This window comes from Rosenbergiella nectarea (assembly GCF_900111105.1).
GTDB lineage: Bacteria > Pseudomonadota > Gammaproteobacteria > Enterobacterales > Enterobacteriaceae > Rosenbergiella > Rosenbergiella nectarea.
This window is the reverse complement of the sequence record NZ_FOGC01000006.1, coordinates 14526-31233: the sequence shown is the minus strand read 5'-3', so window position 1 is coordinate 31233 and position 16708 is coordinate 14526. Positions and strand designations below refer to the sequence as shown.

Here is a 16708-nt window from a genome sequence, read left to right as displayed (position 1 = left end):
GTCATTTTGTTGAGGATGAATAAAAAATGAAAGGACAAGAAACCCGTGGCTTCCAGTCAGAAGTAAAACAACTCCTGCACCTGATGATCCATTCTCTCTACTCAAATAAAGAAATTTTCCTCCGTGAACTGATCTCTAATGCGTCGGATGCTGCAGATAAACTGCGTTTTAAGGCGCTTTCTGATGCCAATCTTTACCAAGGTGATGGCGATTTACGTGTTCGCCTTTCCGTAGATAAAGAAGCCGGCACGCTAACATTGAGCGATAACGGCATCGGTATGACCCGCGAAGAAGTGATCGAGAATCTAGGGACCATCGCAAAATCAGGGACTAAAGCATTCCTTGAGTCGATGGGCTCCGACCAAGTTAAAGATAGCCAGTTAATTGGTCAATTCGGTGTGGGCTTCTACTCGGCCTTTATCGTGGCAGACAAGGTCACGGTTCGCACCCGTGCCGCGAATGCAGCAGCAGACCAAGCGGTTTACTGGGAATCCGCGGGTGAGGGCGACTATACGCTAGCCGATATCGAAAAAGCGGACCGCGGCACTGAAATCACGCTGCACCTGCGTGAAGGCGAAGACGAATTCTTAGATACTTGGCGTGTAAAGAACATCGTTGGTAAATATTCGGACCACATCGCGCTACCGGTAGAAATCGAAGAGAAAGACGACGAAGCAGAAACCACCACGTGGGAAAAAATCAATAAAGCTCAGGCACTGTGGACCCGCAATAAATCAGACATCAGCGAAGATGAATATAAAGAATTTTATAAACATGTCTCGCATGACTTTGCTGATCCCTTGATCTGGAGCCACAACCGTGTTGAAGGGAAGCAGGAATACACCAGCCTACTCTATATCCCGGCTCAAGCACCTTGGGATATGTGGAACCGCGATCATAAGCACGGCCTAAAACTCTACGTCCAACGTGTCTTCATCATGGATGACGCTGAGCAATTTATGCCGACTTACCTCCGATTCGTTCGTGGCCTGATCGACTCCAACGATCTTCCTTTAAACGTTTCTCGTGAAATCTTACAAGATAGCCGCGTTACGCAGAGCCTTCGTACGGCGTTGACTAAACGTACGCTACAAATGCTCGAAAAACTGGCGAAAGACGACAGTGAAAAATATCTGACGTTCTGGAAAGCTTTCGGGTTGGCACTGAAAGAAGGCCCCGCTGAAGATTCTGCCAACTTGCCGACTATTGCTAAACTACTACGTTTTGCCTCGACCAAAAATGACAGCGCGGAACAGACTGTCACGCTGGAAGACTACGTATCGCGCATGGCTGAAGGACAAGAGAAAATCTACTTTATCACCGCAGACAGCTATGCCGCGGCGAAGAATAGCCCACATCTAGAGCTATTCCGTAAGAAAGGGATTGAAGTATTACTGCTTTCCGATCGTATCGATGAGTGGATGATGTCTTACCTTACTGAATTCGACGGTAAAGTGTTCCAATCAGTCAGTAAAGCGGATGATTCTTTAGAAAAATTGGCAGATGAAGAAACTGACGCACAAAAAGAGAACGAAAAAGCCTTAGAGCCATTCGTTGAGCGTGTGAAAACCTTACTGGGTGAGCGAGTCAAAGAAGTACGCTTAACGCACCGTCTCACCGATACGCCTGCAATCGTGGTAACCGGCGCGGATGAAATCAGTACGCAAATGGCGAAACTCTTTGCCGCCGCAGGCCAAGAAGCCCCTGAGGTGAAGTACATCTTCGAGATCAACCCTGAGCACCGTCTAGTAAAACAGGCTGCTGATACGCAAGACGATGCGAAGTTTGCCGACTGGATTGAACTTCTCCTCGACCAAGCGCTGTTCGCTGAGCGTGGAACCTTAGAAGATCCGAACCAATTTATTCGTAGAATGAATCAGTTACTCCTCGCGTAGTCCCCCTCCAAGGCGTCGTGAAAGCGACGCCTTATCTTGTGGTCAGTTCAACATAGTGTTATTTTTGCCACTTCATAAGTTTAAAGCAATTCGCAAGAGGTATTACGCAATGCGTATTATTTTGCTCGGAGCCCCGGGCGCAGGTAAAGGTACTCAGGCGCAGTTCATCATGGAGAACTACGGCATACCACAAATTTCAACGGGTGATATGCTGCGTGCAGCAGTGAAAGCAGGGTCTTCACTGGGCCAGCAAGCCAAAGCGCTGATGGACGCTGGAAAATTAGTGACTGATGAACTGGTTATCGCCTTAGTCAAAGAACGCATTGCCCAAGAAGATTGCCAAAAAGGGTTCTTACTGGATGGTTTCCCACGCACAATCCCTCAAGCGGATGCGATGAAAGAAGCCGATATTGCGATTGATATTGTTTTAGAATTTGCGGTTCCCGACGAGGTTATTATTGGTCGTATCGCTGGACGTCGTGTCCACGCGCCTTCTGGACGCGTTTATCATATTGCTTATAACCCGCCGAAAGAAGCGGATAAAGACGATGTGACGGGTGAGCCGCTGACTATCCGTAAAGATGATGAAGAAGCAACGGTTCGCAATCGTCTCGTTGAGTACCATCAAATGACCGCACCGTTAATTAACTACTATACTCAAGCTGCGGCAAACGGTGAGACGCGCTATGAAAAAATCGACGGTACACAACCCGTCGCGCAAGTCAGTGCCCAACTCAAGTCGTTACTCGACTAATTTTCAGAGCCGGACAGTCATTAACCGTTCGGCATCTCACCACTGTTTGCCTTAACTGATTCGCTTTTTTTAAACCAGGAAAAGTATATGACCGTAGATAAACCGGGCGTGTTATTAGTTAATCTTGGCACGCCCGATGCCCCGACGACTGCCGCGGTAAAGCGTTATTTGAAACAGTTCTTGAGTGACAAACGGGTTGTCGATGTGCCCGACCTGTTTTGGCAACCTATTTTAAGAGGAGCAATCCTACCGTTTCGTTCTCCGAGAGTCGCCAAGCTCTATGCCTCGGTCTGGATGGAAGGGGGCTCCCCGCTCTTAGTTTTCAGCCAACAGCAACGAGACGCCTTGGCGCAAAAAACCGATATGCCGGTAGCGCTGGGGATGAGTTATGGTAATCCGTCTCTACAACACGCTGTCGATACGCTGCTTGATCAGGGCGTGACGCGCTTGATTGTATTACCGCTTTACCCACAGTTTTCGTCCTCGACGGTCTCTGCGGTATGGGATGGTCTTTATAATACGTTCCGTAAACGCCGTACCATGCCAGCGATTAAGTTTATTCGTGATTATGCCACGCATCCTCACTATATTGAGGCACTGAAAGATTCTGTACAGCGTAGCTTTGCTGAGCACGGCAAACCTGATCTATTATTGCTCTCGTTTCACGGTATCCCTCAACGCTTTGCCGATCAAGGCGATGACTACCCTAAACGTTGCGAACAAACATACCATGCTTTAGCGGCAGCCTTAGGGCTCTCTTCGGAGCAGATAATGATGACTTATCAGTCTCGTTTTGGTCGCGAGCCGTGGTTGATGCCCTACACTGACGAAACGATTAAAACTCTACCCGACAAGGGCATTCGCCATATTCAAGTCATGTCTCCAGGCTTCTCGGCAGACTGCTTAGAAACCCTTGAGGAGATTAGCGGAGAAAACCGTGAGTATTTCATGCATGCGGGCGGCGAGAGTTTCCACTATATTCCCGCGCTTAATGCGGATCCCTTACATATTGATATGATGTTGGCACTGGTCAATCAATTCAAATGGTCCCAACCTAACCAGATCATTTAGTAAAGAACAGGGGAATTATGCTACTATCCTGCGCCTATTTCCCCTGATTAATCTGTACTATGAAATTTCCTGGTAAACGTAAATCAAAGCACTATTTCCCTGTCAACGCTCGTGACCCATTATTAATCTCAGTTCCTGTTGAAGCGGAATCGATGGGATGGTTGGTCGGAATTGATCAAACCATGGTTGATATCGAGGCAAAGGTCGATGATGACTTTCTCAGCCGTTATGGGTTAACCGGAGGGTATTCTTTCATCCTTGAGGATGACGTCTCTGAGGCGCTTTACCAAGAACTTCGCCAACGTAATCTCCTGTCGCATCAATTTGCGGGGGGAACGGTAGGTAACACACTCCATAATTACTCCATGTTAGCGGACGACAGATCGATTCTTCTGGGGGTAATTTGTAATAACATCCATATCGGTGATTATGCCTATCGGTATCTCTGTAACACCTCCAGCCGTATGGATCTTAACCATATGCAAGGGGTTGATGGGGCAATCGGCCGCTGCTATACCTTAATTAATTCGGCAGGGGAGCGAACCTTTGCCATCAACCCAGGGGATATCAATCAACTGCGGCCTGAAAGTATTCCCGAAGAGGTGATTGCGGGCGCTTCAGCCCTATTGCTTACCTCCTATCTCCTTCGTGCTAAGCCCGGTGAGCCAATGCCAGAGGCGGCTATGCAGGCCATTGAGTATGCGAAAAAACACCACGTACCCGTAGTGCTAACCCTTGGGACGCGCCATATTATTGCCGACGATCCGCAGTTCTGGCGAGATTTTTTACGGGATCATGTTTCCATCTTAGCCATGAACGAAGAAGAAGCGCTAGACCTGACCGGTGAGAATGATCCGCTGTTAGCCACAGATAAAGCGTTAGAATGGGTTGATTTGGTACTCTGTACGGCAGGGCCTGCGGGCTTATATATGGGCGGATTTACCGAAGAAGCCAGTAAGCGTAAAACGAATCTGCCATTACTTCCGGGAGCGATTGCAGAATTCAATCAGTATGAGTTTAGCCGGGCGATGCGCGCAAGCGATTGTGAACAACCGCTGAAAGTCTATTCGCATATTGCTCCCTACATGGGGGGGCCTGAGAAGATCATGAATACTAACGGGGCAGGTGATGGCGCGTTAGCCGCCTTACTGCATGACCTGTCGGCGAATATTTATCATCGCCAGAAAGTGCCAAATTCGAATAAACATCAGCATCATTACTTAACGTATTCGTCGTTATCGCAAGTGTGTAAGTATGCAAACCGCGTCAGTTACCAAGTGCTACATCAACATTCACCGCGATTAAGTCGCGGCTTACCCGAGCGTGAAGACAGTCTTGAAGAGGCTTATTGGGATCGCTGATCCATTGCCCCCGCGTGGCGGGGGCGAAGATTAACTGAGCGGGCAAAAGGCGCTCTGTTGCTGAGGCAGTGTGCGTTGTACCGCTTGCTGTAACCCATAAGCAATTTCCCTTTCCCCCATGACTATATGGTCACAGCCGTGCGCTTGCAAATAATCGACTTCATCATCGTGATGAGCCCTGGCGAAAATATGCAAGTCAGGACGTTTTTCACGAGCAGTGGCGGCGATTTCTCCTGACTCATAGCCATTAGGAATGGTCAGTAATAACCATTGTGCGCAATCAATACGCATTAATTCCATTACTTCAGGCCTCGCCGCGTTACCATAAATCGCTAAGATCCCCTTTTCGCGCAGTTCACCAATCCGACTAGGACTATTCTCAACCACAACGACCGTAAATCCCTCAGCAGTGAGCTGTTTGTAGAGTAGGCGTCCGACGCGTCCATAACCGACAATCAAGGCATGGTGGCATAGGTTAAGGGGTACTTGTGGTAACTCAGCCACTAATTCAACTTCTTCCTCTTCCTGAGTATCAGTGTTCTGCCGTTTCATCCAACGTTCCGCTAGGGTAAAGAGGATAGGGTTAAGCATAATAGAGAGGATAGCCGCGGCCAGTACTAAATTCTGACCTTCTTTACTGAGAAGATTCAAGGTGATCCCGAGGCCAGCAAGGATAAATGAGAATTCACCAATTTGTGCGAGGCTCACGGCGATAGTCGTTGCGGTACGGGTAGAGTGACCCAGTGCTTTCACCAGTAACCAAGCCGCAATGGATTTACCGAAAAGAATAATAATCAGTGCACCAATGATGGCAAAAGGACGCTCAAGCAATATGTGCGGATCGAATAGCATACCTACCGAGACGAAAAACAGTACCGCGAAGGCATCGCGTAAAGGCAGGGTATCGTGGGCGGCGCGATGACTGAGTTCTGATTCGTTTAGAACCATACCGGCGAAGAAAGCCCCGAGCGCAAACGAGACATCAAAAAGTTCTACTGCCCCAAAGGCAATACCCAATGCCATGGCAAGGACTGACAGGGTGAAAAGCTCCCGAGAGCCTGTCGCCGCGCTTCGCGAGAGGATCCATGGAATAAGGCGCCGCCCGACAATCATCATCAACAACATAAAAGCGATAACTTTGCCTAGGGTTAATAGCAGGTCCCAAGCGAGTAGGGTGAAACTGACATCCCCTTTCTCCAAGACACCAGCCATAGCAGGCAATAGCACTAAGGCCAACACCATGACTAAGTCTTCTACGATTAACCAACCGATAGCGATGCGCCCGCGTTGACTATCTAATAGTTGACGTTCCTCCAAAGCTCTAAGCAAAACAACGGTACTGGCGGTGGATAAGCAGAGACCAAAGACTAGCCCACTCATTAATGACCATCCGAGTAAGCTTGCGAGGCCCATACCTAATAAGGTGGCAACAATAATCTGGGCAATCGCGCCGGGTATCGCTATCGATTTTACCGACATCAAATCCTTGAGCGAGAAATGTAAGCCCACGCCAAACATTAACAAGATCACGCCTAACTCTGCGAGTTCAGGGGCAAGGTTAGTATCTGCCACAAAGCCAGGAGTGAAAGGCCCGGCTAAAACACCGGCTAGGAGATAGCCGACTAAGGGGGAGATGCGTAGGCGGTTCGCGAGCATCCCAAAAAGAAAGGCAAGCACCAATCCGCCGACAAGTGTCGTAATCAAGGGGGTCGTTGAATGCATTTACCTCTCCATTTAGCTAGGAATAAGGCCATACCTTAACAAAAAAAAGGAGTAAGCAGTCGAATTGGTAAGTAATTATAAGTAAAGGTTACAAAGTATGCCTCCTAATCGGGCTTTGCGATCAGGAGGTTAGCGACCCTCAGCAACTTTACGCTTTAGATAGTGGTTCACTAAGCTATCCCATACCAAATTGTAGAGATAGGTATAAGGCAGATAGAAAAAGAGTAACCCAATATCCATGGCAAAAGCCTCTTGAAGGGACATATTCATGCACCAAGCCGTTAAGGGTAAGGCCATACTTAATAGCCCCCCTTCAAAACCAATCGCTTGTAGTGAACGGACATAAAAGTTACGTGGTGCACGAGGTGGATACACGCGGTCAAATAAACAGTTAAACACCATATTCCAAGCCATCGCCAGTAACGCTATTGCAACGACGGTTAGCCCAATGTGACCGATAGGGCGCTGTAAAAGTAGCGCAGCACCTGGGATAGTGATGAGTAGCGCGGTCACTTCATAACCCACGGCGTGAAAAACTCTCTCTTTAAGCGATTTGTGACTCATTGTTCCTCCAAGTTGATTAGCGCTATATTTTTAACCACGAGGGTGTATAGTACAAACTAGCTGGTATCGTAAAAATCGATAGGTGACCATGTATTATTCTCCCGAATCTCTCGAAGCCTTTGTGCAATCTGTGGCGAGCGGATCTTTTTCAGGCGCCGCCCGTGCGCTAGGAAAAAGTCAATCAACCATCAGTGTGGCCGTCTCGAGTCTTGAAGACCACCTAGGCTTCGCACTGTTTGAACGCACCTCAAGACACTTGATGCTGACGGAAGAGGGACGACGCGTGTTGGCTCAAGTACGAGAAATCTTAGCGGCAAACCAACGCCTCGACGATGTGGCTTTGCGTTTGGCTCAAGGCATCGAACCGCGTGTTACCTTGGCGATCTCTGACCATTGGCCAGCCGGTCATCACGATCGACTGTTGAGCCAATTTGCTGAGAAATTTTCTGAAGTCGAATTCGAGTGCTTAATCGCCGAAAACGAAGACGTCATTGAACTGCTGAAAAGTGGTCGGGCGCAACTTGGATTGATCACTAAGCAACCCCACCTTCCGACCGAACTAGTGAGCCGAAGTTTAGCGATTTCGGGCCATACTGGTATCTATCTCGCTAACGATCACCCGCTGTGCCAGCAAGCGACGTTGACGCTTGATGACCTTAAAGGGATTCGCCAACTGCAGCTTAATACGTGGAGTCGTGCGGGGATCCAACGTAGCGAAGGGCTTGTTTGGTCAGCCTCTTCCTATATTCTTTTACTGGATATGGCACAGCAAGGGTTTGGCTGGGCAAAACTCCCTTGCTGGATGGTGGACTATTTTGGGAATGAGAGTTTAACGTTGCTTCCCTTAGCGGGATGGCCGCAAAAACTTAATCTCGATATTATTTGGTCGGCTCGTCACACATTAGGCCCAGCCTGCTTATGGATGATCGATCAACTGACGACCGCTAAAGATTAGCGGTCGCGGGCAATCTCGACAAAGTGGGCATCAAGCTGGGCGGCTAAATCATGCGGGGATAGGCTGATATCAAATCCGCGTTTGCCACCGGAAATATAGATTTCGGGTTGATGTTCAGCACTACTATCTATCACTGTGGGTAATCGCTTCTTTTGCCCGAGAGGGCTGATCCCGCCAACTTTATACCCGGTAGCCCTTTCCGCTATCAGGGGATCGGCCATATCGACTTTTTTACAGTTCAACGCCTTGGCCACTTTCTTTAAGTCCAATTGAGTCGACACTGGCGTTACGGCTACCGCTAACTGCTTATTATCGCCGTTGATCGCCACTAATAAGGTTTTGAATACACTTGAGGCCACTAAGCCTAACTTCTCAACGGCCTCATCACCAAAATGGATGTTATGAGGGTCGTGATCGTAGTGATGTTGTTGGTAAGCGATCCGCGCTTTATCGAGTTGCAAGATGGCAGGGGTCATAGTGGCTCTTTCTGTGCTGGAGAGGTGATAAGGTCGATTAAATTATCTGGGCCACTCAAATGCAGGGCGCCCACGGCGACTAAATATCGTCCTGGTGGCAGAGTAAGCAGGTGTCTTGCCCACAGTTTATTACGTTGGGTGATAAAAGTCTGCTGTAAATCATGACTGAAACTACGCGATAATTCGGGGAGTGATGAAGAGGAGGGATGATTTTTTGACAGCCACCAATCTATCATTTTTTGCAGCTGACGCGCATTACTTCGCCAATGGGTCAAGCTATCTAATAGTAAATCGAGGCCACGGTTGGGGAGGGTGGTCAGCAGCTGGAGCTGCTGTTGCTGACTTTCCAACGCAATGACGGGTTGGTGAGCAAGATGGGCCAGGCTCAAGAGTTGATGATCAACGCCAAATTCAGGGCGTAGCCCTAGCATAGTGGCTTGCTTTTGTTGCAACGTCAGACCGACTTGCCACGCAGGAAATTGCGCAAGCATCTGGGTATCGAGGTGACACTCTTGGCAAGCCACCTCGAACTGTTGCCACTGTTCGGTGGTTAATTGTTGCTGTAGTGTCGGCCCTTGGGCTGAAGACTCAATCTCTGGGGGCTGGCCCTGAGTAATATCTGCCTCAACAACCAACGCCTGGCATTCACGAAGCACCTTACGCAGTCCGCTAGGCAGAGGAGCCATAGCGGGCACGCCCATATGAATGCTGCCAACGAAAATAAACTCCCGCTCTCCTGCGGGACAGGTAAGCGAGAGCCATTGTGGTTTTGGTCTAAACCACTGGCGAATTTTTGCAAAAAGATGAGCGCTAGTCATCGAGATGAGCGTGATAGCCTTCGTCACTGATCACATCAATTAATATCTCGGGTGCTGCTGTGCTGACCACAGTGGCGTGGTCAATACTCACTTGTGCTGAGGTGACATCAGAGCGTTGTTCGAGTATCTTTTTCACTTGTGAGACACAATGATTGCAAGATAGGCCGCTGAGAGTGAATTGTAATGTTCTAGACATAGTCGCTCCTAATTCAGAGGGTATAGAGTTTGTAGTGTAGACCTTACCCTTAGGGGGAGGTCAAGCCTTGCGCACGGATCCAGGAGTAAAAGATGAATATTAGTCAAGCAGCACAGCGGACAGGACTGAGCAGTAAAGCGATCCGCTTTTACGAAGATAGAGGGTTGTTTACACCACCGCCCCGAACCCTTAATGGCTATCGAGACTATCATGAGCAGCATATCGAAGAATTGACCCTCATTAAGCAAGCGAAGGCTGCTGGGTTTTCTTTAGATGAATGTCGTGAATTCGTCGGACTTTATCGTGACCCGCACCGCCGTAGCGCGGATATTAAGGCTCGAACACTGCAGAAGATAGAGCAATTGACTCGTCAGCTGGACGAAATTACCCAAATACGGGATCGATTAGTGCGTCTCGCCGCGCATTGCCCAGGGGACGATAATGCAGAGTGTCCGATAATTTCCGGATGGACTAAGGGTTGCCATCAAAACAACCCTTAACCGAAACGCATCAGTAAAGCAGGGAATAAAGCTGCCGGCGATAACGTGTCGCCAAGGCATCCCCTGTGCCCAGGGCGGCAAGAATTTCTTGGAACGTCTTTCTCACTTGGCCTTCACCACACGCAAGGTCTTTGCGTAGCAGATTGAACAGTAACTCCAACGCTTCTTCATGACGACCCACTTGCTGTAATTGAATCGCAAGATGGTTGGCAACGTTCGCGTTGGTTGGATCGGCGGCGAGTTCTGCCTGCAATTGTTGGATCTCTGGCGAATCAGCCGCTTGCTTAAGCAAATCAATCTGCGCCAGTAGCCCTTGATAGCGGCTATCTTGATCCTGCAATGGCACCGCTTTCAATACTTCTTCGGCTTCCTCACTACGCGTCAGGTCGAGCAGGGTTTGCGTATAGATAAACCCAATTTCACTGTTCTTTTCGCTTAGTTGCCAAGCATCACGCAGTAAAGGCAGCGCGTCTAACGGTTTATCTTCGGCCAACAACGCTTGCGCTTGTTGGACTTTCAGTTCTTCTTCGCGGGGCAATACTTTAGCCAGTAATTCGCGAATCGCCGCTTCGGGTTGGGGTCCTTGGAATCCATCCACAGGTTGGCCATTTTGGAAGAGATAGACGGTCGGAATGGCGCGCAGGCCGAACTGGCTAGCGATATGCTGTTGTTGGTCACAATCGAGGCGGGCGAGAATAAATTGTCCGGCGTACTCGTTAGCCAGTTTTTCTAATACCGGGTTCAGCTCTAGACAATGTTGACTACGCTCCGACCAGAAGTAAAAGACCACGGGAACGTGCGCCGACTGTTCTAATACCTGTTGAAGGTTACTCTCGTCGATCTCGATAATCGACGCCTGGGGTGACATCATAATATTCCTCATCTATTAACTCTTCACTTAACGGTAAACATGGGGATCTTTCCGCTCAGCTTCAAGCTGTATTCACGATTTCTTGGTACGATTATTAAGAATAATATCCATTAGGCAGCTAGGGAGCAGGCGCTTTGCGATGGCCATCGCGTAAGTGACTAGGGTGACAGGGTAGCGACGCTGCGGATAACGACTCTCTAGCGCATGACGAATTTTTGGGAGTAGCGCTTCAGGGGGGAGGGCGAATCGAGCGGCTATCCCCGGATTCTCAACAGGATTGGCGTGATCGCCTTGCTGAACATTGTTCGAAAAAGCCGTGGTGATTGGCCCGGGTTCAAGCAAACTCACTGTAATAGGGAGATCGGAGAGCTCCATTCGCAGCGTATCTGTCCATGCCTCCAAGGCATATTTACTGGCGGCATAGGCACCGCGCCCAGGCGTGGCAATAAACCCCATCACCGAACTGGTATTGAGAATGCGAGCGTGGCCATTTGCTTGTAGCAGCGGCAGTAGTCCAAGGGTCAGTTGATGAACGCCAAAGAAATTGGTCGAGAACTGACGTTCCATTTGTTGCCGGCTAATCGTCGTTAACGGTCCATACTGGCCGTAACCTGCGTTATTGAAAAGGGCAAAGAGTTTTCCGCCAGTCAGGGCCCTAACCCTTTCGATGGCCTGGTCAATCGAAGTGGGATCATCCATATCGATTGGTAAGGCCGTTAGCCCTAACGCGTCTAGTCGGGTCAAATCGTCAGCTTTGCGGCATCCTGCAATGACACGGTATCCACGCTGGTGAAGGTCGAGGGCGCTAATCAGGCCGATGCCACTTGAGCAGCCAGTAATAAGGATATTTTTTTGCACAGGTTCTATGGCTCACGATGATAAGAAGTCTTCTACGCTAGCATAGAGCGAGGGCTAAGTACCAGTAATGCTGGGGGGGATCCCCCAGCAGGAGCGATTATTGATTTTTTGCCCACGAGAGAGCCGTTGCATACTCGGCAGGCAGTAAGCTTGAGAGGTGAGATAAACTCTGCTGCAAGGCAGTAGCATCTGGGCTGCTTAGCGTTAAGTGACCCACTTTACGGCCCGCACGCACCTCTTTATCGTACCAGTGTAGATGAATAAGCGGATCGGCTAGCCAACGATAATCTAGCTCACAGCCAATCAGGTTTATCATCACCGCCGTTGTGTCGACCACCGGACGCGGCAGCGGTAAACCGCAGATGGCGCGAAGATGCAATTCAAATTGGCTGATTGATGCGCCGTTCTGCGTCCAGTGTCCGCTATTGTGAACACGCGGGGCTAATTCGTTAATCAACAAACCGTCGGGTGTGACAAAGCATTCCATGGCCATTACACCGACATAGTTCAATTCAGTCAGAATGGCAGTCAGCATCGCTTCAGCTTGGTGTTGATGCTCAGGATTAGGCTGAGGGTGGGCGACACTGGCAAAAAGAATTCCCTGTTGATGCAGGTTATGAGTTACCGGATAAAAAACGATCTCCCCGGCGGCATTTCTCGCTCCGACCAGTGAAAGCTCTCCAGTAAAATTTATCGCTTGTTCAACAATGCATTCGCCATAGCATTCACTCGGTAATTCTTCGCGAGTCAGGGAAGTCAGTCGCCATTGGCCTCGACCATCATAGCCACCGGTACGGCGCTTGATAATCGCTAGCTCACCAAACTCTGCAAAAATAGCAGGCCATTGCTCAGCAGAACGTAATAAGTGCCAAGGGGCCGTGGCTAAACCCAGTTGATCCAACAATTGTTTCTGAGGGAGTCGGTCGGCCAATCGTGGGAAAATATCTCGATTGATGAACGCGTCGTGAGAGGCTAATTCGCGAGTGAGGGGCGTTTCTGGCCAACGTTCGATTTCCGCAGTAATGATACTTTGCTTGATCGGCAGTTCATCAGGATTAGCATCAATCCCGACAGGATAAACGGCGATCCCTAAGGGTTCGCCCGCTTGACGTAACATCCTGCCTAATTGACCATTACCGAGCACGCAGACTGACTTCATGCATCCTCCCGTGGATCCGGGTGTTGTAAGACGGCATCGGTCTGCTTTACACGCCACTCAGTCAAGCGTGAAGCGATAAGTGAGTCATGCAGGGCAAGAATTTGTGCCGCCAGTAGCGCAGCATTGGCTGCACCCGCTTTACCGATTGCAAGGGTGCCGACTGGAATCCCCTTAGGCATTTGGACAATGGAGTAAAGGCTGTCGACACCACTTAAGGCCGCGCTCTGCACGGGAACGCCTAAGACCGGAACGAGCGTTTTAGCGGCTAACATTCCGGGAAGGTGTGCGGCACCCCCCGCGCCAGCAATGATAATATCGAAACCTTGCTGTTGAGCGTTTTCGGCAAAACTAAAGAGTTTATCGGGGGTACGGTGGGCGGAAACGACTTCCACATGGTGGGCAATGCCTAGCTCGGTTAATACCTCAGCGGCAGACTGCATTGTAGCCCAGTCACTTTTTGAACCCATTACTATTGCGACTTTAGCGGGGGCAGAACTTAACGACATGAACTCAACTCCTCGATCCTAAAACTTACACAAGCTTATCTGACTCGCGATAATTAGGGCGCAAGAATAGCATGTCAATTCCGGGAGGAAAACGGTTGCGTAGTATTATTACCAAGGAAAATGGCTAAGGGTTAACCCTTGTTCTGTCCACTCAATCATCCACCCTTCATGATGCCAAGCCCCTAGTACCGCGCGTTGGGCTGAGGGTGAAACCTCGGTGACTGGATGGATAGCAGGCCGGTGAGTATGACCGTGAACCAGTAATGTTGCCTGATGGCGCACGAGGACTTCAATAACCGCTTGGTGATTCACATCCATCACGGCCATGGCTTTATGTTGATTAGCCTGTTGGCTACTTTGCCGCATTTTTCGGGCAATGCTAAGACGTAATGCGAGGGGTAAACGTAAAAAAAGCCATTGGATCCACGGCGTATGCACCTTCTTGCGAAAGGCTAAGTAGTTTACGTCATCGGTGCAGAGCGTATCGCCATGCATGATCACTAGCCGTTGTCCAAAACGCTCAAGGACAACCTCTTCGGGAAGGGGTTGCATACCAGCCTGTTGAGCAAACCGCTTACCGACTAAAAAGTCACGGTTTCCATGAATAAAATAAACCGGGATAGGGAGCGCCGCGATGGCTTGGGCGATTTGCTGGTGGAGTGGGGCCGGATCATCATCGCCAATCCACGCCTCAAACAGATCACCCAAAATATAGAGTTCGCTGCAGGTTAACGCTTGATTGGCGAGAAAATGCAGAAAACCGGCAGTTATTGCCGGTTCTTCCTGACACAGATGAAGATCTGCGATAAACAGGATCCGTGACATTACTCGGCCACGATTGCTTTTTGAATCACAACATCTTCTTTAGGGACGTCTTGGTGCATACCGCTGCGGCCTGTAGAAACGGCTTTGATTTTTTCAACCACGTCCATTCCTTCAACCACTTCAGCAAACACACAGTAACCCCAGCCTTGAACGCTTTCGTCGCGGAAGTTAAGGAAGTCGTTGTCAGCCACGTTGATGAAGAATTGCGCAGTCGCTGAATGAGGCGCAGAAGTACGAGCCATCGCCAAGGTACCACGAGTGTTTTTCAGGCCATTGTTCGCTTCATTACGAATTTCTGCTTTGGTATTTTTCTGCTGCATACCAGGTTCAAATCCGCCGCCTTGGATCATAAAACCATTGATCACACGGTGGAAAATAGTGTTGTCGTAAAAGCCTTCGCTGCAGTAGCTTAAAAAGTTTTTTACTGTCTCTGGTGCTTGCTCATCAAAAGTTTTGATGACGATATCGCCAAAATTCGTTTGGAAGGTGACCATAATGATTTCCTGTCAGGGTTAAAATAACTACTCGCTCATTTTCTCGGGCGGTTTGTGCCACCGGAGGCCCTATTTTATAACATAAATTGATGCATTACGTCAGTATTGTCCAAGAGGAGGTGAGAGGGCTTGCATTCATTCGCTTGAGGAATAAAAATACGGCACACTACGCAAAAAAGTCGCGACACATCATTACGGAAGAGTTACATGCTGAAAATTTTTAACACGCTAAGTCGACAAAAAGAAACTTTCACGCCAATTCATGCGGGAAAAGTGGGAATGTATGTCTGTGGCATTACGGTTTATGACCTTTGTCATATTGGGCATGGTCGGACTTTTGTGGCGTTTGATGTAATCTCACGTTATCTGCGTTATAGCGGCTATCAGCTTAATTATGTACGCAATATCACTGACGTTGATGACAAGATCATCAAGCGTGCCAATGAAAATAATGAAACGATTGAGCAGCTGACCGACCGGATGGTTGCAGAGATGCATAAGGATTTCGCCGCGCTGAATATTCTCCCGCCAGATAGCGAACCTCGTGCAACGAAGCATATCGGTGACATTATTACCCTTACCGAGAAACTGCTGGCACGCGGCCACGCTTATGTGGCAGATAATGGCGATGTGATGTTCGATGTGATGACGAATAAACACTATGGCCTCCTCTCTCGTCAAGATCTTGAGCAGTTACAAGCGGGAGCTCGGGTCGAGGTCGCTGAAGTCAAAAAGAATCCGATGGATTTTGTGCTGTGGAAAATGGCTAAGCCGAATGAGCCAGGTTGGGATTCCCCGTGGGGAGTAGGCCGTCCAGGCTGGCACATTGAATGTTCTGCGATGAATTGCCAGCAACTCGGTACACATTTTGATATTCACGGTGGAGGATCGGATCTGATGTTCCCTCACCATGAAAACGAGATCGCGCAATCCACCTGCGCCCATGATGGCCCTTACGTCAATTACTGGATGCATTCTGGCATGGTGATGGTTGACCGTGAAAAGATGTCCAAATCGTTGGGAAACTTCTTCACCGTTCGCGACGTGCTGCGTCATTTTGATGCCGAGACGGTGCGTTACTTCCTGATGTCAGGACATTACCGTAGCCAGTTAAATTATGGCCAAGAGAATTTGGAGCAGGCGCGAGCAAGCCTAGAGCGACTGTATACTGCCTTACGTGGAACGGATGCTCACGCCACACCGATGGTCGATGCAGGCTATGAACAGCGCTTCCGTGAAGCCATGGATGATGACTTCAACACGCCTGAGGCTTATTCTGTGTTATTCGATTTAGCACGTGAAGTGAATCGTTTAAAAAATGAGGATATGCCTTTAGCTAATGCAGCGGCGGCGAAACTCAGAGAGTTAGCGGGCGTGCTCGGTATTTTACAACAATCCCCAGAAGCCTTTTTGCAGCATGGGACGCAAGATGAAGAGGTTGCGGAGATTGAGTCACTCATTGCGATGCGTAATCACGCTCGTCAAACTAAAGATTGGGCGCAGGCTGATATCGCGCGCGATCGATTGAATGCTTTAGGTATCGTTCTCGAAGATGGCGCACAAGGCACCACTTGGCGTCGTAAATAATTGATAGAGCCATTCGCGGAGGAAATCTTCTCGAATGGCTTATTCACGATCTTCACTCGCTTTATTACCTCGTCGCTTCGGATTCACTCCCTCATC

General features: G+C 49.1%; 18 protein-coding genes. 7 read left to right on the top strand and 11 right to left on the bottom strand.

Annotation, left to right across the window (positions count from 1 at the left end; translation table 11 throughout):
- The first annotated feature begins 26 nt into the window (after positions 1 to 26).
- The 4 genes from htpG (at position 27) to BMX14_RS08425 (ending at position 5081) form a co-directional block, all read left to right on the top strand.
- The gene (gene htpG, locus BMX14_RS08440; protein WP_092675509.1) at positions 27 to 1895 is read left to right on the top strand and encodes a molecular chaperone HtpG; all 1869 of its coding nucleotides are present in this window, start codon (positions 27 to 29) and stop codon (positions 1893 to 1895) included.
- A 109-nt stretch (positions 1896 to 2004) separates the two neighbouring features.
- Positions 2005 to 2649 (top strand): adenylate kinase, encoded by a 645-nt coding sequence (adk, locus tag BMX14_RS08435; protein WP_092675506.1) that lies wholly within the window; start codon positions 2005 to 2007, stop codon positions 2647 to 2649.
- Positions 2650 to 2736: 87 nt separating this feature from the next.
- Positions 2737 to 3720, top strand: coding sequence for a ferrochelatase (gene hemH, locus BMX14_RS08430; RefSeq protein ID WP_092675504.1), 984 nt, complete (start codon positions 2737 to 2739; stop codon positions 3718 to 3720).
- A 59-nt stretch (positions 3721 to 3779) separates the two neighbouring features.
- On the top strand, positions 3780 to 5081 hold the full coding sequence (locus BMX14_RS08425; RefSeq protein ID WP_092675501.1) for an inosine/guanosine kinase: 1302 nt from the start codon (positions 3780 to 3782) through the stop codon (positions 5079 to 5081).
- Between the two features lie 30 nt (positions 5082 to 5111).
- Here the strand turns inward: BMX14_RS08425 and ybaL are convergent, their stop codons facing one another.
- Both ybaL and BMX14_RS08415 read right to left on the bottom strand, forming a co-directional pair.
- Entirely contained in the window at positions 5112 to 6803 is a 1692-nt protein-coding gene (gene ybaL, locus BMX14_RS08420; protein ID WP_092675498.1) for a YbaL family putative K(+) efflux transporter, read from the bottom strand.
- 129 nt (positions 6804 to 6932) lie between these two features.
- Positions 6933 to 7367 carry a PACE efflux transporter gene (locus BMX14_RS08415; protein ID WP_092675496.1) on the bottom strand — a complete coding sequence of 145 codons (435 nt, stop codon included), beginning with the start codon at positions 7365 to 7367 and terminating at the stop codon, positions 6933 to 6935.
- 88 nt (positions 7368 to 7455) lie between these two features.
- Here BMX14_RS08415 and BMX14_RS08410 point away from each other — a divergent pair, with 88 nt between their 5' ends.
- Complete coding sequence (locus BMX14_RS08410; RefSeq protein WP_092675493.1) at positions 7456 to 8322, top strand: LysR family transcriptional regulator; 867 nt, start codon at positions 7456 to 7458, stop codon at positions 8320 to 8322.
- Here BMX14_RS08410 and ybaK read toward each other — a convergent pair.
- Genes ybaK through BMX14_RS08395 form a run of 3 tightly spaced genes read right to left on the bottom strand, consistent with a single transcriptional unit; the run spans position 8319 to position 9812 of the window.
- Positions 8319 to 8798 (bottom strand): Cys-tRNA(Pro)/Cys-tRNA(Cys) deacylase YbaK, encoded by a 480-nt coding sequence (ybaK, locus tag BMX14_RS08405; protein ID WP_092675490.1) that lies wholly within the window; start codon positions 8796 to 8798, stop codon positions 8319 to 8321. The two genes, BMX14_RS08410 and ybaK, sit on opposite strands and share 4 nt — an antisense overlap.
- On the bottom strand, positions 8795 to 9616 hold the full coding sequence (locus tag BMX14_RS08400) for a TraB/GumN family protein (RefSeq protein WP_092675488.1): 822 nt from the start codon (positions 9614 to 9616) through the stop codon (positions 8795 to 8797). Before BMX14_RS08400 ends, ybaK begins: the two co-directional genes overlap by 4 nt.
- Entirely contained in the window at positions 9609 to 9812 is a 204-nt protein-coding gene (locus BMX14_RS08395; protein ID WP_092675485.1) for a cation transporter, read from the bottom strand. The genes BMX14_RS08400 and BMX14_RS08395 overlap by 8 nt, the downstream gene beginning before the upstream one ends.
- Positions 9813 to 9904: 92 nt before the next feature.
- On the opposite strand from BMX14_RS08395, the gene cueR reads away from it, so the two are divergent.
- Entirely contained in the window at positions 9905 to 10312 is a 408-nt protein-coding gene (cueR, locus tag BMX14_RS08390; protein ID WP_092675482.1) for a Cu(I)-responsive transcriptional regulator, read from the top strand.
- 10 nt (positions 10313 to 10322) lie between these two features.
- Here the strand turns inward: cueR and BMX14_RS08385 are convergent, their stop codons facing one another.
- The 6 genes from BMX14_RS08385 to ppiB all read right to left on the bottom strand — a co-directional run bounded on the left by BMX14_RS08385 (position 10323) and on the right by ppiB (position 15025).
- On the bottom strand, positions 10323 to 11180 hold the full coding sequence (locus tag BMX14_RS08385; protein ID WP_092675479.1) for a thioredoxin family protein: 858 nt from the start codon (positions 11178 to 11180) through the stop codon (positions 10323 to 10325).
- Between the two features lie 75 nt (positions 11181 to 11255).
- The gene (locus BMX14_RS08380) at positions 11256 to 12041 is read right to left on the bottom strand and encodes an SDR family oxidoreductase (RefSeq protein ID WP_092675476.1); all 786 of its coding nucleotides are present in this window, start codon (positions 12039 to 12041) and stop codon (positions 11256 to 11258) included.
- Positions 12042 to 12138: 97 nt separating this feature from the next.
- Positions 12139 to 13200 carry a 5-(carboxyamino)imidazole ribonucleotide synthase gene (gene purK, locus BMX14_RS08375; protein WP_092675473.1) on the bottom strand — a complete coding sequence of 354 codons (1062 nt, stop codon included), beginning with the start codon at positions 13198 to 13200 and terminating at the stop codon, positions 12139 to 12141.
- Positions 13197 to 13706: a 5-(carboxyamino)imidazole ribonucleotide mutase gene (gene purE / locus BMX14_RS08370; RefSeq protein ID WP_092675470.1), complete on the bottom strand. Its 510-nt coding sequence runs from the start codon at positions 13704 to 13706 to the stop codon at positions 13197 to 13199. Before purE ends, purK begins: the two co-directional genes overlap by 4 nt.
- Positions 13707 to 13814: 108 nt before the next feature.
- On the bottom strand, positions 13815 to 14531 hold the full coding sequence (locus BMX14_RS08365) for a UDP-2,3-diacylglucosamine diphosphatase (protein WP_092675467.1): 717 nt from the start codon (positions 14529 to 14531) through the stop codon (positions 13815 to 13817).
- Positions 14531 to 15025: a peptidylprolyl isomerase B gene (ppiB, locus tag BMX14_RS08360; RefSeq protein WP_092675464.1), complete on the bottom strand. Its 495-nt coding sequence runs from the start codon at positions 15023 to 15025 to the stop codon at positions 14531 to 14533. Before ppiB ends, BMX14_RS08365 begins: the two co-directional genes overlap by 1 nt.
- Before the next feature lie 207 nt (positions 15026 to 15232).
- Here ppiB and cysS point away from each other — a divergent pair, with 207 nt between their 5' ends.
- Positions 15233 to 16612, top strand: coding sequence for a cysteine--tRNA ligase (gene cysS / locus BMX14_RS08355; protein ID WP_092675461.1), 1380 nt, complete (start codon positions 15233 to 15235; stop codon positions 16610 to 16612).
- The last annotated feature ends 96 nt before the right edge of the window (positions 16613 to 16708 follow it).

Coding starts and splice junctions, on each gene's coding strand:
- BMX14_RS08385 (WP_092675479.1), bottom strand. CDS start 11,180: ATGTCACCCCAGGCGTCGATTATCGAGATCGACGAGAGTAACCTTCAA.
- cysS (WP_092675461.1), top strand. CDS start 15,233: ATGCTGAAAATTTTTAACACGCTAAGTCGACAAAAAGAAACTTTCACG.
- BMX14_RS08395 (WP_092675485.1), bottom strand. CDS start 9,812: ATGTCTAGAACATTACAATTCACTCTCAGCGGCCTATCTTGCAATCAT.
- hemH (WP_092675504.1), top strand. CDS start 2,737: ATGACCGTAGATAAACCGGGCGTGTTATTAGTTAATCTTGGCACGCCC.
- BMX14_RS08415 (WP_092675496.1), bottom strand. CDS start 7,367: ATGAGTCACAAATCGCTTAAAGAGAGAGTTTTTCACGCCGTGGGTTAT.
- htpG (WP_092675509.1), top strand. CDS start 27: ATGAAAGGACAAGAAACCCGTGGCTTCCAGTCAGAAGTAAAACAACTC.
- BMX14_RS08365 (WP_092675467.1), bottom strand. CDS start 14,531: ATGTCACGGATCCTGTTTATCGCAGATCTTCATCTGTGTCAGGAAGAA.
- ybaL (WP_092675498.1), bottom strand. CDS start 6,803: ATGCATTCAACGACCCCCTTGATTACGACACTTGTCGGCGGATTGGTG.
- ppiB (WP_092675464.1), bottom strand. CDS start 15,025: ATGGTCACCTTCCAAACGAATTTTGGCGATATCGTCATCAAAACTTTT.
- BMX14_RS08400 (WP_092675488.1), bottom strand. CDS start 9,616: ATGACTAGCGCTCATCTTTTTGCAAAAATTCGCCAGTGGTTTAGACCA.
- purE (WP_092675470.1), bottom strand. CDS start 13,706: ATGTCGTTAAGTTCTGCCCCCGCTAAAGTCGCAATAGTAATGGGTTCA.
- adk (WP_092675506.1), top strand. CDS start 2,005: ATGCGTATTATTTTGCTCGGAGCCCCGGGCGCAGGTAAAGGTACTCAG.
- purK (WP_092675473.1), bottom strand. CDS start 13,200: ATGAAGTCAGTCTGCGTGCTCGGTAATGGTCAATTAGGCAGGATGTTA.
- BMX14_RS08425 (WP_092675501.1), top strand. CDS start 3,780: ATGAAATTTCCTGGTAAACGTAAATCAAAGCACTATTTCCCTGTCAAC.
- BMX14_RS08410 (WP_092675493.1), top strand. CDS start 7,456: ATGTATTATTCTCCCGAATCTCTCGAAGCCTTTGTGCAATCTGTGGCG.
- ybaK (WP_092675490.1), bottom strand. CDS start 8,798: ATGACCCCTGCCATCTTGCAACTCGATAAAGCGCGGATCGCTTACCAA.
- cueR (WP_092675482.1), top strand. CDS start 9,905: ATGAATATTAGTCAAGCAGCACAGCGGACAGGACTGAGCAGTAAAGCG.